At 57.3% G+C, this 13,407-nt stretch carries 12 protein-coding genes and 1 riboswitch; of the genes, 10 read left to right on the top strand and 2 right to left on the bottom strand.

All coding sequences use genetic code 11. The features are described from left to right. Window positions 1-233: 233 nt before the first annotated feature. Window positions 234-1,580, top strand: coding sequence for a sigma-54 interaction domain-containing protein (locus A6764_RS02095; RefSeq protein ID WP_065067497.1), 1,347 nt, complete (start codon window positions 234-236; stop codon window positions 1,578-1,580). Between the two features lie 118 nt (window positions 1,581-1,698). Here A6764_RS02095 and A6764_RS02100 read toward each other — a convergent pair whose 3' ends face one another. Further along, on the bottom strand, window positions 1,699-2,037 hold the full coding sequence (locus A6764_RS02100) for a winged helix-turn-helix transcriptional regulator (protein WP_029100479.1): 339 nt from the start codon (window positions 2,035-2,037) through the stop codon (window positions 1,699-1,701). Window positions 2,038-2,303: 266 nt separating this feature from the next. Between A6764_RS02100 and A6764_RS02105 the strand changes: the two genes are divergently transcribed. The 7 genes from A6764_RS02105 to A6764_RS02135 all read left to right on the top strand — a co-directional run bounded on the left by A6764_RS02105 (window position 2,304) and on the right by A6764_RS02135 (window position 9,452). Beyond that, window positions 2,304-3,530 carry an MFS transporter gene (locus A6764_RS02105; protein ID WP_065067496.1) on the top strand — a complete coding sequence of 409 codons (1,227 nt, stop codon included), beginning with the start codon at window positions 2,304-2,306 and terminating at the stop codon, window positions 3,528-3,530. Window positions 3,531-3,538: 8 nt separating this feature from the next. After that, window positions 3,539-4,513 (top strand): TIGR03571 family LLM class oxidoreductase, encoded by a 975-nt coding sequence (locus A6764_RS02110; protein WP_218059939.1) that lies wholly within the window; start codon window positions 3,539-3,541, stop codon window positions 4,511-4,513. A 21-nt stretch (window positions 4,514-4,534) separates the two neighbouring features. Beyond that, entirely contained in the window at window positions 4,535-5,467 is a 933-nt protein-coding gene (locus tag A6764_RS02115; protein ID WP_065067494.1) for an aldo/keto reductase, read from the top strand. A 332-nt stretch (window positions 5,468-5,799) separates the two neighbouring features. Continuing rightward, window positions 5,800-6,489 carry a CoA transferase subunit A gene (locus A6764_RS02120; RefSeq protein WP_029100475.1) on the top strand — a complete coding sequence of 230 codons (690 nt, stop codon included), beginning with the start codon at window positions 5,800-5,802 and terminating at the stop codon, window positions 6,487-6,489. A gap of 12 nt (window positions 6,490-6,501) precedes the next feature. Next, window positions 6,502-7,167, top strand: coding sequence for a CoA transferase subunit B (locus A6764_RS02125; protein WP_029100474.1), 666 nt, complete (start codon window positions 6,502-6,504; stop codon window positions 7,165-7,167). A gap of 51 nt (window positions 7,168-7,218) precedes the next feature. Then, window positions 7,219-8,604, top strand: a complete 1,386-nt coding sequence (locus tag A6764_RS02130) for a GntP family permease (protein ID WP_029100473.1) — start codon at window positions 7,219-7,221, stop codon at window positions 8,602-8,604. 62 nt (window positions 8,605-8,666) lie between these two features. Continuing rightward, complete coding sequence (locus A6764_RS02135) at window positions 8,667-9,452, top strand: 3-hydroxybutyrate dehydrogenase (protein ID WP_065067493.1); 786 nt, start codon at window positions 8,667-8,669, stop codon at window positions 9,450-9,452. Between the two features lie 136 nt (window positions 9,453-9,588). Here the strand turns inward: A6764_RS02135 and A6764_RS02140 are convergent, their stop codons facing one another. After that, window positions 9,589-10,209 carry a DUF3298 and DUF4163 domain-containing protein gene (locus A6764_RS02140; RefSeq protein WP_065067492.1) on the bottom strand — a complete coding sequence of 207 codons (621 nt, stop codon included), beginning with the start codon at window positions 10,207-10,209 and terminating at the stop codon, window positions 9,589-9,591. A gap of 234 nt (window positions 10,210-10,443) precedes the next feature. On the opposite strand from A6764_RS02140, the gene A6764_RS02145 reads away from it, so the two are divergent. Together A6764_RS02145 and A6764_RS02150 are read left to right on the top strand one after the other, a co-directional pair. After that, entirely contained in the window at window positions 10,444-11,925 is a 1,482-nt protein-coding gene (locus A6764_RS02145) for a methyl-accepting chemotaxis protein (protein WP_065067500.1), read from the top strand. Between the two features lie 87 nt (window positions 11,926-12,012). Then, window positions 12,013-12,123, top strand: a riboswitch (SAM riboswitch). A gap of 234 nt (window positions 12,124-12,357) precedes the next feature. Further along, window positions 12,358-13,386: a BMP family lipoprotein gene (locus A6764_RS02150; protein WP_065067490.1), complete on the top strand. Its 1,029-nt coding sequence runs from the start codon at window positions 12,358-12,360 to the stop codon at window positions 13,384-13,386. Window positions 13,387-13,407 lie beyond the last annotated feature (21 nt).

Genomic DNA, 13,407 nt, shown 5'->3' on the forward strand with positions numbered 1-13,407 from the left:
GCCTTCCTCGTCGAAAACGGGGCAGGCTCTTTTCGTTTGGGGTTCCGGTCGACATGACAGGGCGTCTGCTGTTGATCACGAACGGCGTGCCATGGGGGTCCCTCGTTCAAGAGGGGGCGAACGGTTCTCAGAAAAAGGAGTATCTTCCGTGCCGCCACCTGCTCTATAATGGCTGGTAGTGGACACGTATCGGGAGAAGGGAGGGCTCTTTTACGGAACAGAATCCCCCAACCATGGGCAAGCTGCTGGAAGCCGTCTTCGAGAATGCTCATGAAGCCATTGTCGTGACGGATCGAGACGGGAAGATCCTTCTCATGAACCGAAGCTACCGCGAGTTTTTGGGCGTGGGCAACGTGGTCGGCCGCCACGTCACCGAAGTGATCGAGAACACGCGGATGCACATCGTGGCGCAGCAGGGCAGGCCTGAAATTGCGCAAATTCAGCGAATAAAGGGACAAAACATGATCGCCAACCGCATTCCGATCATGGACGGCGGGAAGGTCATCGCCGTGCTGGGCACCGTGCTGTTTCAGGACGTGCAGGAATTGTCGGGATTGGCCGCGGTGGTGGATCAGCTTCGGGACGAGCTGACCTACTACAAACGGGAGCTGCAGCGGCGGCTGGGGGCGATTTACCACTTTGACGAGATCGTGGAGCGCAGCCCCAGGATGAAAGAGCTGAAAGCCTTTTGCCAAAAGGTGGCGAAGAGCGATTCCACCGTGTTGATCACCGGGGAGAGCGGGACGGGAAAAGAGCTGTTTGCCCACGCCATTCACGCGGGGAGCCGGCGGAAAATGGGCCCGTTTATCCGGGTCAACTGCGCCGCGATTCCGGATGCCTTGCTGGAGTCCGAACTGTTTGGATACGAAGAGGGAGCGTTCACCGGGGCGGCGCGCAAAGGGAAAAAAGGAAAGTTTGAATTGGCCAACCACGGCACGATTCTGCTGGACGAGATTGGGGACATGCCATTGCCGCTGCAGGCAAAATTGCTGCGCGTGCTTCAGGAAAAAGAAGTGGAGCGGGTAGGAGGGGTCCGGCCGATTCCCATCGATGTGCGGGTGATCGCCTGCACGAATCAGGACCTGCCCAGCCGCATTCGCGAGGGGGCGTTCCGGGTGGACCTGTACTACCGGCTGAACGTGGTGTCCCTGAACATTCCGCCGCTGCGGGAACGGCTGGAGGATCTGCCGGAGCTCGTTGCCACTCTGCTCAAGCAGATCGTCGAGACAACCGGCGTTCAAGTGCGGGAGATCGACGAGGAGGTGTGGGACGTGCTGCGCAGCCACTCCTGGCCGGGGAACGTGCGGGAACTGCGCAATGTCCTGGAGCGGGCGGTACATCTGATGGATGGGGACGTGCTGAAAAAGGAGCACATCTGGCTGCCCGGATCGGGAAAGGCTCTCCCCGTTTCACCGGTTCGCCCCTTGAAGGAGACGCTGGAAGCGGCGGAACGCGAGGCGATCATGCGGGCGATGGAGGCGGCTGCCGGAAACAAGCTGGAAGCGGCGAAGCTTCTCGGGATCAGCAAGTCCAGCTTCTATCAGAAATGGGAGAAATACAGCCGGGACAAACCGGTGTAAGCGGTCCGGAAATCGGAAAGGCACGCCCGATTTCCGAACGGGCTGGAAGCAAAACAAAAGAAAAAAGAAAGCAGAGTTGTCGGGAAACGACGTTGCCCAGACGCTCTGCTTTTTTTGCTTATTTCTTGTTGGCTCGCTCCTTTTTGATGTACTCCTCTCCCCATGCGCACAACTGATCCAGGACAGGCTTCAGCGACCACCCGAACTCATTCAGTTCATAGACCACTTTCGGCGGGACCTGATGGTACACAATGCGGTTGATGACGCCATCTTCCTCCAGTTCGCGAAGCTGCTGCGTCAGCATTTTTTGCGTGATGGCGGGCATGGCTTTTTTCAGTTCGCTTGTTCGCATCGGCCCACGGGTCAAATGGCAAAGAATTACCGTTTTCCACTTTCCCCCGATGACTTCCAATGTCGCTTCCACCGGAATGTTGTACGTTTTTTCCGCTTTTTTCATGCCGTTCCACCTCTCCTTGCATCATCGCAGTTTCTGTTTGTTGTTTATATTACTGTTTGGTTCCTATAGCACTGAATAGTAACAATAGCACAAAAAAGTACGTACTTTCTATTCAATCGTATATGTTACATAATACGTTTTGTCGTTGTCGATAAGAAATTCTGCCAAAAGATTGGAGGGGGGACTCCGGTTACATTATACGACTTTTCATTAATTCCTATTTATCCTATCGACATACAACATTTTCTGTTCGAGGAGGTTGCCTTATGGCCGTACACAATGACCATCGCGCAATAGGCAGCGGGACGCAGCGCCACAGCTTCTTTGCCCTGCTCGCGTTGGCCATCAGCGCTTTTGCCATTGGGACGACGGAATTTATCAGTGTGGGCTTGCTGCCATCCATTTCGCAGGATTTGCACGTTCCCGTCACCACCGCTGGACTCACGGTGTCCCTCTATGCCCTGGGAGTGGCGTTCGGAGCGCCGATTTTAACGTCCCTGACGTCATCGATGTCCAAAAAGACGCTGCTGATGTGGATCATGATTGTCTTTGTGATCGGGAACAGTATCGCCGCTACTGCCACGGGCTTTGAGATCCTGCTCGTCGCTCGTGTCATTTCGGCCTTTTCCCACGGTGTCTTTATGTCCATCGGGTCGACGATTGCCGCGGATCTGGTTCCGGAGGACCGTCGAGCGAGCGCCATCGCCTTCATGTTCACCGGTCTGACGGTGGCCACGGTGACAGGTGTGCCGTTTGGAACGTTTATCGGGCAAACGTTCGGCTGGCGGTATTCCTTTGCAGGCATTGCCGGGATTGGCCTGATTTCGCTGCTGGCCAACGCCATTCTGGTTCCCGCTCGTCTCCGTCAGGGAACGCCCACCACATTTGCGGATCAACTGAAACTGGTCACAAACGGCCGCTTGCTTCTTGTCTTCATCATCACGGCGTTGGGGTATGGCGGGACGTTCGTCGTCTTTACGTATCTCTCTCCCATTCTGCAGGAAATTACGGGATTTCAAGCCGGCACGGTAAGCATCATCCTGCTTGTCTACGGGGTCGCGATCGCGATTGGAAACATCATCGGAGGCAAAGCATCCAATCGCAATCCCATCCAGGCGCTGTTCTACATGTTTATCGTCCAGGCGATCGTGCTGCTTCTCCTGCTGTTTACCGCGCCTTTTAAGGTAATGGGGCTTGTCACGATCATTTTCATGGGACTGTTCGCCTTCATGAACGTTCCGGGACTTCAGCTATACGTGGTCCAGTTGGCTGAGAAGTACGTTCCGTCTGCAGTGGATGTAGCTTCTGCCATCAATATTGCCGCGTTCAATGCCGGCATTGCGATCGGGTCCTACCTGGGTGGAATGGTCACGGATTCCCTGGGGCTTCTCCATACTTCATGGGTAGGCGCCTTGATGGTGGCGGGGGCCGTGATTCTATCCCGGTGGAGCATGGTTCTGGAGCGGAGCGGCCGCGTTGATTCCATCGCATGAGAAAGGAGGTGGTTCGCCTGGGTATCTCGGCATTGAAGAAAATGATTCCGTCCCGTCGCATGACGTTTGGCGTCGAGCTTCCCCTGGATACCGACTGGTCACCGGCAGGACTCAAACAAGCGGAACAAGAGGGACGTCCCTTCGGTGTCCCGAACATGGAGCGCCATGCGGAGTATGCCCGATTGGTGGATCGGCTTGGCTTCACATCCATGTGGCTGCGGGATGTGCCCATTTTTGATCCATATCGTTTCGGCGATGCCGCTCAACTGTTTGACCCCTTTGCGTATTTGGGATATCTGGCTGCCATCACGCATGAGGTCATCCTGGCCACGGGAGCCATTGTCCTCCCGCTGCGCCATCCGTATCATGTCGCCAAAGCCGCCGCCACCATTGATCAACTGTCCGGCGGGCGTTTCGTGATGGGGATTGCAACCGGAGATCGCCCGGTGGAGTTTCCGCTGTTCGGAGTGGAAGCAGAACGGAAAGGGGAAATCTTCCGCCAAAGCGTCCGCCTGATCAGGGACGCGTGGAACAAAGAACAGATGTTGGTTGACAACCAGCTCGATCTGCTCCCCAAGCCGGTTCAAGAAACGATTCCACTCGTCATGGCGGGCCGGGGCACGCAAACACTGGACTGGATTGTTCAGCATCTGGACGCCTGGTTCAACTATCCCCGAGGAATCGCGGCTACCGAACAGCAGATGGCCGAGTGGATAAAAGCGCATGACGATCTTGGCATCACAGAGAGGAAACCGTATATTTCCGCGTATCATCTGGATCTCCACGAGGATCCGGATCACCCGGCAGAGCCGTTTAAGTTCGGGGCCACGATTGGAAGAAACGAACTCATTCGACACTTGAAACGGCTTGAGGAGATTGGGGTTGCGCATATCGCGTTTCATTTCCGCCACTCGCAGCGTCCGATTCCGGAAGTCCTGCACGAGTTGGCCGAATATGTACTGCCAGCGTTTGAACACGAGTAAGAAAAATGAGGAGGAATCATCATGGAAAACAGACGGTTGGGAGACAGCGAACTGTTTCCGTCTGTGATTGGATTTGGGGCCTGGGCCGCTGGAAAAACGGGGTGGGGCGATGTTGACGAACGGGCGATCGTGGAAGCGATCCAGACCGCGTATGATCTGGGGGTGAACTTCTTTGACACGGCACCTTTCTACGGATACGGGGAATCGGAACGCATCCTGGGAAAAACGCTCAAACCGGTGCGCGACAAGGTCATCATCGCCACGAAGTTTGGCATCGTCTGGGATGACAAGGGCGGCTTTGTGATGGATGTCAGCCGAAAAAACATCCTGCGCGAAATTGATGAAAGCCTGAAAAACCTGGGCACCGACTACATTGATCTGTATCAGGTGCACTGGCCGGATCACAAGACACCGATCCAGGAAACCATGGAAACCCTAAACGAACTTGTCCAAAGCGGAAAAATCCGTTATATCGGCGTATCCAACTTCTCCGTGGAACAAATGGAAGAAGCGCGCAAATACGCCCATGTCGTTTCGCTTCAATCCCAATACAACCTGCTCCAGCGCGGCGTGGAGCAAGCCGAGTATCCGTACGTGGAGCGTGTCGGCATGGGATTCATTCCGTACAGCCCTCTGGCTCAGGGACTGCTGACAGGGAAGTTCACCAAAGAGACGAAGATTCCCGAAGATGACGTTCGGCGCCAGTTCAATCCGCTTTTCAAAGACGGGGAATTCGAAGCAAACGTGGAGAAAGCAGAGAAAATCCGCACCATCGCAGATCGTTATGGCAAGCCGATGGCGCAAGTCGCGGTGAACTGGCTTCTGGCAAAGCCGGCTGTAGCCACAGTCATTACCGGCGCCAAAAACAAGGAGCAGGTGATTCAGAATGTGGCGGCGGCAGAATGGAAGCTGCTCCCCGAAGACGTCGCTGCGTTGGATGCCATGACGAGGTAACGGCCCCCCCAAAAAACCGAACAGCTTGTGCGAAATGGCTTCTGTGTCCAGCAGGAGCCATTTTGTTTTGTCGTGGTGGAAAACGCAGATTCTGCCGCCATCACGGCATCTGCCGGGAACCCGTCGTTTTCCGGGGGGCGTTTCCGAAAACATGGACGTCACTTTCCACAATTGTGGAATGATTCCGTCAATATGGGAGGCGCCGGTCACGGCCGTGGAGCGCAGAAACCCTGCTCTCGACAGGTTTTTGCAAAAAGTGCGACAGTTTGGCACAATCCCTGCAATAAAGTTGAAAGCGATTTCATATACTCGTCTTGGGAGGAGTGCGAAACGTGAGCGTGTGCGAATCGATTGAACAGGCCCTGGCCGGCATCACGGACGGGGCGACCATCATGGTGGGCGGCTTTGGCCTCGTTGGCATCCCGGAACATTTGATCATGGGCCTGTACGAAAAAGGGGTAAAGAATCTCACCGTCATCTCGAACAACTGCGGCGTGGATGACTGGGGACTGGGGATTCTCCTGCGAAACAGGCAGATCAGGAAGATGATTGCGTCCTACGTGGGAGAAAACAAGGAGTTTGAGCGGCAGTTCCTGTCCGGAGAGCTGGAAGTGGAGCTGGTTCCCCAAGGGACGCTGGCGGAGCGAATCCGGGCGGGCGGAGCCGGCATTCCGGCCTTTTACACCCCGGCAGGCGTCGGCACCCCCATCCAGGAGGGCAAGGAAGTCCGCACGTTCAACGGCAAGGAATACGTGCTGGAAACGGGGTTGCGGGCCGATTTTGCCCTGGTGAAAGCCTGGAAGGGAGACCGGCTGGGCAACCTCATCTACAACAAGACGGCCCGAAACTTCAATCCGATCATGGCCGCAGCCGGGGCGATCACCATCGCCGAAGTGGAAGAGCTGGTGGACGTGGGCCAACTGGACCCGGACGCGGTTCATACCCCCAGCATCTACGTGCAGCGGATCATCCGCTGTGAGAACTATCAGAAACGCATCGAAAAACGTACGGTGAGAAGCTAGGAGGGAGCTGTCCTGATGTTAACGAGAGAACAGATTGCCAAAAGGGCCGCGCAGGAAATTGAAAACGGTTTCTACGTGAACCTGGGAATCGGGATTCCCACGCTGGTCGCCAACTACATTCCGGCGGACAAACAGGTCGTGCTGCAGTCGGAAAACGGGCTGCTCGGGATCGGACCGTACCCGACGGAAGACGAGGTGGACCCGGACTGCATCAACGCCGGCAAGGAGACGATCACGATGATTCCCGGCGCCTGTCTGTTCGACAGCGCGGAATCGTTCGCGATGATTCGCGGCGGCCACATCGACGTCGCCATACTGGGCGCGATGGAAGTCTCCGAGCGGGGGGACCTGGCGAACTGGATGATTCCGGGAAAGATGGTCAAGGGAATGGGCGGCGCCATGGACCTGGTGCACGGGGCCAAGAAGATCGTCGTGATCATGGAGCATGTAAACAAGTACGGCGAGCCGAAAATCCTGAAAACCTGCCGGCTCCCCCTGACCGGCAAAGGGGTGGTTCACCGCATCATTACGGATCGCGCCGTCCTTGACGTCACGCCGCAGGGGTTGGAACTGGTGGAAGTCGTGGACGGCTATTCCCCGGCCGATATCCAAGCGTGTACCGAGCCTGAGCTGATCATCTCCCCCAATCTGCGCGTCCTGTCGTCCGCCGCGCTGTAACGTGGCGGCCGGGGCTCAGCTTTTTGGCGAGGGGCAGGAAAGGAGAATTCTATGGTAATCGAAGTGTTGGCGATTCTCGTCTCGTTGGGACTCTTGATGTTTTTTGCGTACCGCGGCTACCCTGTCATCGTGTTTGCGCCGATTTTTACCCTGTTGGCCGCCGTTCTGTCGGGACTTGCGCTGCTGCCCAGCTACACTGAAACGTTCATGACGAACGCGGCCAACTATGTGAAATCGTTCTTTCCCGTCTTCCTGTTGGGCGCAATCTTTGGCAAGGTGATGGAAATGAACGGAGCAGCCGCCTCCATCGCCCAGTCGATCGTAAAGGCGCTCGGCTCCAACCGGGCGATCCTGGCCGTCGTGCTGGCCTGCAGCATTTTGACCTACGGCGGCGTGTCGCTCTTTGTCGTGGCGTTTGCGGTGTACCCGTTTGCCGCCGCCATCTTTCGCGAGGCCAACATTCCCAAACGGCTGATTCCGGGCGCGATCGCCCTCGGCGCGTTTACCTACACGATGGATGCGCTTCCCGGTTCGCCGCAGATTCAGAATATTATCCCCACCAATTATTTTGGGACAGATGCGTACGCCGCTCCGCTGGTGGGGATTATCGGCGCCATCATGGTCTTTTGCGGCGGCATCTTCTGGCTGGAGCGCAGGCGCAAACAGGCAGCCGCGGCCGGCGAAGGGTACGGGGAAGGCCACATCAACGAACCGGAGCTCAACCGGGATCAAACCTACATGAACATCTGGCTGGCCGTGCTCCCGTTGGCGCTGGTCCTGGTGTCGAACTACCTGTTCAGCAGAGGGTTTCTGACCGTGGAAACCTGGTACGACCCGCAGCTTCTGAAGGACAGCTTCAAAATCGACAAGGTGAAGAACGTCGCCTCCTCCTGGGCGCTGATCATCGCGTTGAGCATCGGCATCCTGGCCGCGGTGCTGATCAATCTGAACCAGGTGAAAACAAAGCTCGCCTCCGGTTTGACCGCCGCCGCGATGGGGGCCCTGCTGGCCATCTTCAACACGGCGTCCGAGGTGGGATTCGGCAACGTGGTCAAAACGCTGCCCGGTTTCAAGCTGATTCAAGACTGGATTCTCGGGGCAAGCAGCCATCCGCTGGTCTCCGAAGCCGTGGCCGTCAACGTGCTCGCGGGGATTACGGGATCGGCCTCCGGCGGCATGTCCATTGCGCTGGAAGTGATGGGGAAACAGTATCTGGAACTGGCGCAGGCGGCCGGCATCAGTCCGGAGCTCTTGCACCGCATTGCCTCGATGGCTTCCGGCGGGATGGATACCTTGCCGCATAACGGAGCCGTCATCACCCTGCTGGCGATTACGGGATTGACGCACCGCCAGTCCTACAAGGACATTTTCGCGATCACCGTGTTGAAAACGCTGACCGTCTTTATTCTGGCAATCGCCGCTTCGCTCTTCGTCTAGGTCAAGAACGCATCCGGGACGAAGCGGCGGAGGTACCAATCGGAAAAAGGAGTTGTGTCATCATGAACAAGCTGCTGGAAGGAAAAGTCGCACTGGTCACCGGTGCAGCAAGCGGAATCGGGTATGAAATCGCCCGGACGTTTGCCCGGGAAGGAGCCAAGGTGCTGCTGCTGGACCTCAACCGGGAGGCCGTGGAAAAGGCGGCCGAGCAGCTGCAGAGCGAGGGGAGGGAAGCCCTGGGGGCAGGCTGCGACGTGACGGATGAAGGCCAGCTCAAGGCGAGTATTGAGAAGAGCGTGGAGACGTTTGGCCGGCTGGACATCCTGGTCAACAATGCGGGGCTGCAGTTTGTGTCGCCGATCGAGGATTTCCCGACCGAGACATTTGAGCGGCTGCTCACCATCATGCTCACGGCGCCGTTTGTCGCCATCAAGCACGCCTTTCCCGTCATGAAGCGTCAGGGGCAGGGGCGGATCATCAACATGGCCTCGATCAACGGCCTGATCGGGTTTGCCGGAAAAGCGGCCTACAACAGTGCCAAGCACGGGGTGATCGGCCTGACCAAAGTGGCCGCCCTCGAGGGAGCCGCACACGGCATCACCGTGAACGCGCTGTGTCCGGGGTACGTGGACACGCCGCTCGTGCGGAATCAATTGGCCGATCTGGCCAAGACCCGAAACGTCCCGCTGGAACGCGTAATGGAAGAAGTCATTTACCCGCTCGTTCCGCAGCGGCGGCTGCTGTCCGTGCAGGAAATTGCGGACTACGCCGTCTTTCTGGCAAGTGACAAGGCCGGGGGAGTGACGGGGCAAGCGGTCGTGATTGACGGCGGGTATACGGCACAGTAACGCTGTACGTGTTCCCGTCTGCTGCCGCCGTCTCCACACCCGGGCGCCCGGCAATCAACCAGGCTGTCGACATCGTCGGCAGCCTGGATGTTTTTATGAGGCCGATCCCACAAATGGCCGAATCCCGCCACGCACGCTACGAGTTGGTGGCCATGACGCTGAGCGGCCCCTTTTCGCTGATGATCGGCTCCAGCTCGAACACCGAGATGGGAAACATGGGGAAGCCCACGTAGTACGGCGTGATCTCGTAGAGTTGAAAATAGATGACGAGCGCTTTGTCGGCCACGTAGAAATCCTGGTCGGGGCGGATCGCCTTGAACGGCTCCAGGGTGGGAATACGCCGTTCCGCGATCTGTCTCCTGATGTTGTCCGACAGCACCTTGACATAGTCGCTGCCCGGTTTGAACAGGTCCCGCAGGGAGAAGATTTTCCCGGTCTGCACATCCGCGGTGAGCGACTTCAGATAGGTCATGCCGTGAGCCATCGGATAGGTGTAGGCGTAGTTGTTCAGGGTGACGCTGATGATGCCCCGCTGATTGTTTTTGATCTCGTAGCTCCCCTGCATGTCCGTCGTTCCCGGCACCTGGATGTCATGCTGCCGGTTGATCAAATCCTGCACGTACCGCGACAGGGTTTGGTTGATCTCCTGTTCGGCCTGCGGATTGGCCAGGCCGGCCAACTGCGGGTAATAAATGGTCACGTTCGGACGGCTGATCGTGCGGGTCAGCACGGCTGCCGGCAGTTGATTCAGTTCCACGGCGTTCCCGCTCCCTTCCTGAAAAATGCGTTCCCTGCATCAGCCTATTCGCAAGGGGGCCAAACGGTCATTGCGGAACCCCTTCTGGTCCGGCAGCACTACGGGCGCGTTAGAACTTTTTTCACATGTTTTCCATGTACCCGATAGTATTTGGAAGATTTTTCAGGATATAATGACAAAAGAGAGCTGTATCCAGACACACGGGAGGTAAAGGAGGAACTTATGCTTCAGACCATGTTTCAATTGGTCCGCAACACCTTGACCAACAAAGAAGGCTTCATGATCTTTATTCTCTGGAATCATCTGTGGCTGGCCGGATGGATCGCGTATCAGGAGGGCGTGAACTTCTGGAAGCTGACATCGCTGGGCCTGCTGGTGACGCTGATCGTTTCGCCGTACTACTTCATCCGCAAAGGCAGTTACGTGATTCGCTACCTGGTGGCGATCGGCTTTATGTATTACTCCATCGCGTTCGACCACTTTACGTCTTACCCGGAGACGGCGTTCCTTTCCTTCATCGTGCTCGGCTTCCTCGCGGCCTATCTGGACTGGAAGCTGGTCGTCTCCGCCGGGATTGTCCAGATCGCGGCGACGTTTGTCGGGTTTTACACCGGTTTCTACGACATGTTCGACGAAGGCCGGACGGAGGTCAACCTGATCCTGCACCTCGTGTCCGTTGTGCTGATGATCGCCGGCTTGACCTACCTGTGTCTGGCCGGACAAGCCTCGCTGAGCAAAGCGGAGGCGGCGCGGCGGGAAGCGGAGGAAAAGGAACAGCGGCTGGCGGAGCTGTTGGGCCACATCCGACTGGTGACGGAACAGCTCGACCGCACGTCGGAGCACGTGCATGAGCACGCGGAGACGACCAAACGGAACACGGACGAGATGATGATCGCGTTCCGCGAAGTGGCGACGGGGATGGAGGCACAGGCCAACTCCACGGTGAAGATCGAGGAGGAAGTCCAGTCGATCGACCACGAGATCGTGGCGGTCAACGAGCAGGCCAACGCGATGAAGGCGGAGGCCGATCAGAACAACCGCCGCCTCACCGACAGCATCGGCATGATGAACGAGCTGTCGCGGCAGATGGAGCAGATCGTGCAGGCGGTCAACGTGGCCTCGTCCACCATCCGCGAGCTGAACCGGCAGGCCAACCGGGTGGAGGAGATCGTGCAGACGATCAACCAGATCGCGACCCAGACCAACCTGCTGGCGCTCAACGCGGCGATCGAATCGGCCCGGGCCGGGGAACACGGACGCGGCTTCGCCGTGGTGGCCGACGAGGTGCGAAAGCTGGCCGAGCAAAGCGCCACAGCCACCCAGGAGATTGCCGAAATCCTGCAGTCGCTGCACCAGGAGAGCGAAAACGCCGTGCGCCACATGAGCAACGGGGAAACGTCGGTGGCCAAGGGACAGGAGCTGGCCGTTCAGACCGTCACCTCCATCGAGGCGGTTCGGGCCGGGATGGAATCGTTTTTGCAGGCCGTCGAGCACGTGCGCTCCAGCATGGACAGGGTGAAGCTGCGCTCCGGAGAGGTGGCCGCCGAGATGTCGACGATTACGGCCGTGACGGAACAATCGGTGGCCAATCTGGAAGAGCTGTTCGCCACGGCGGAAAACCAGCATCAGAAGGTGCGGGAAATCACGGAGGAGCTGGGCGAGCTGAACGCGCTGTCGCGCAAACTGCAGCAGTCGTTTCGGGACCAACAAACGTAATGTTTCGAAATGACAAAAAAATCATTTGCATTTTGCTTTCCTTTTGCTAGAATAAGAGACATTACAACTGGATAGCGGATTCACCTTACCTTATCAAGAGAGGCGGAGGGACTGGCCCGATGAAGCCCGGCAACCACTGTACCCCGGTACAGAAAGGTGCCAATTCCTGCAAAACCCGTGGGTTTTGACAGATGAGGAAGAGGTTGGCGATAATTGGCAAACTCTTCCTCCGGGAAGAGTTTTTTTCATACCGTCAGCAGGGTTTCCATGGAAGTGCCTCTTGTGGAAAAAAAGGGGGAATAAGTCGAACGTTCTTGTGTTTCTATAGCAAAATATTCGTGTTTTTTCTTGATATTTTTGATAAAAACCTGTAAATTACCGGTATGAGAATCGCAAAATCGAAACTTTTGTCACTGGATAGGAGAGAGCAGCATGAAAAAGTACCTGTTGGCATTGATGACGTTTGCCGTACTGGCCGCCGGATGTGCGGCGGGTGGCGGCGCACCGGAGGACAAGGGACAAGCCGGGGGCCAGGATGGCGGCGCGAAGAAGCGGGTTGCGCTGGTTCTTCCGGAGAAGATCGGAGTCAACCCGTTCTTCCAGCAGATGGACGAGGGAGCCAAGAAAGCAGCGCAGGAATTTGGCGTCGATGTGAAAACCATCGAGTCGACCGACCACGCCGCCATCGAGGAGAACATCCGCGCGGCCGTGGCGGAGAATTACGATTTGATCATTACGTCGTCGTTTGAATCGGAGGACGCGCTGAAAAAAGTGGCGGCGGAAAACCCGGACCGCATGTTTGCAATCATCGATACCGTCGTGGACCTGCCGAACGTCCGCAGCGTGGTCTTTCGCGAGCATGAAGCCGCCTACCTGATGGGAGCGGCGGCCGGCCTGGCGACCAAGACCAACAAGGTGGGCATCGTCGCGGCGATGGACATTCCGCTTCTGAAAAAGTGGACGGTCGGCTTCCAGGAAGGACTGAAAGCGACCAATCCGAAGGCAGAGGTCTTCGTCAACTACGTCGGCAGCTTCAACGACCCGGCGAAAGCCAAGGAGCTGGCCCTGCTGCAGGCAAACAAGGGAGCCGACTTCATCTACGGGGCCGCTGCCGTAGGCGACCTGGGCGTGTTTGAAGCGGCCAAGGAAAAAGGCTTCTACACCTCCGGCCAGGACGTCGACCGCACCGGCATCGATCCGGAACACATCGTCCTGTCCCAGTTGAAAGGAACCGACACGGCCGCTTACGAAACGGTAAAGGCGTTTGTAAACGGCAGCCTGAAACCAGGCGTGCAAACGTACGGCCTGAAGGAAGACGGCGTCGGCGTCACCTACGTCACGCGCGAGAGCAAGACGCCGCTCCATCAGTTCATCGGCGAAGAGATCGTCAACAAGGTGAAAGCGATCAAGGACGAGATCGTGGCGGGTACGCGCAAGGTGCCCGATCCGCTGCAGCAGTAAACGAGACGGCGACCGACTACT

The organism is Brevibacillus sp. WF146 (assembly GCF_001673705.2).
GTDB classification, from domain to species: Bacteria; Bacillota; Bacilli; order Brevibacillales; family Brevibacillaceae; genus Brevibacillus; species Brevibacillus thermoruber.

Coding starts and splice junctions, on each gene's coding strand:
- A6764_RS02095 (WP_065067497.1), top strand. CDS start 234: ATGGGCAAGCTGCTGGAAGCCGTCTTCGAGAATGCTCATGAAGCCATT.
- A6764_RS02100 (WP_029100479.1), bottom strand. CDS start 2,037: ATGAAAAAAGCGGAAAAAACGTACAACATTCCGGTGGAAGCGACATTG.
- A6764_RS02105 (WP_065067496.1), top strand. CDS start 2,304: ATGGCCGTACACAATGACCATCGCGCAATAGGCAGCGGGACGCAGCGC.
- A6764_RS02115 (WP_065067494.1), top strand. CDS start 4,535: ATGGAAAACAGACGGTTGGGAGACAGCGAACTGTTTCCGTCTGTGATT.
- A6764_RS02130 (WP_029100473.1), top strand. CDS start 7,219: ATGGTAATCGAAGTGTTGGCGATTCTCGTCTCGTTGGGACTCTTGATG.
- A6764_RS02135 (WP_065067493.1), top strand. CDS start 8,667: ATGAACAAGCTGCTGGAAGGAAAAGTCGCACTGGTCACCGGTGCAGCA.
- A6764_RS02145 (WP_065067500.1), top strand. CDS start 10,444: ATGTTTCAATTGGTCCGCAACACCTTGACCAACAAAGAAGGCTTCATG.
- A6764_RS02150 (WP_065067490.1), top strand. CDS start 12,358: ATGAAAAAGTACCTGTTGGCATTGATGACGTTTGCCGTACTGGCCGCC.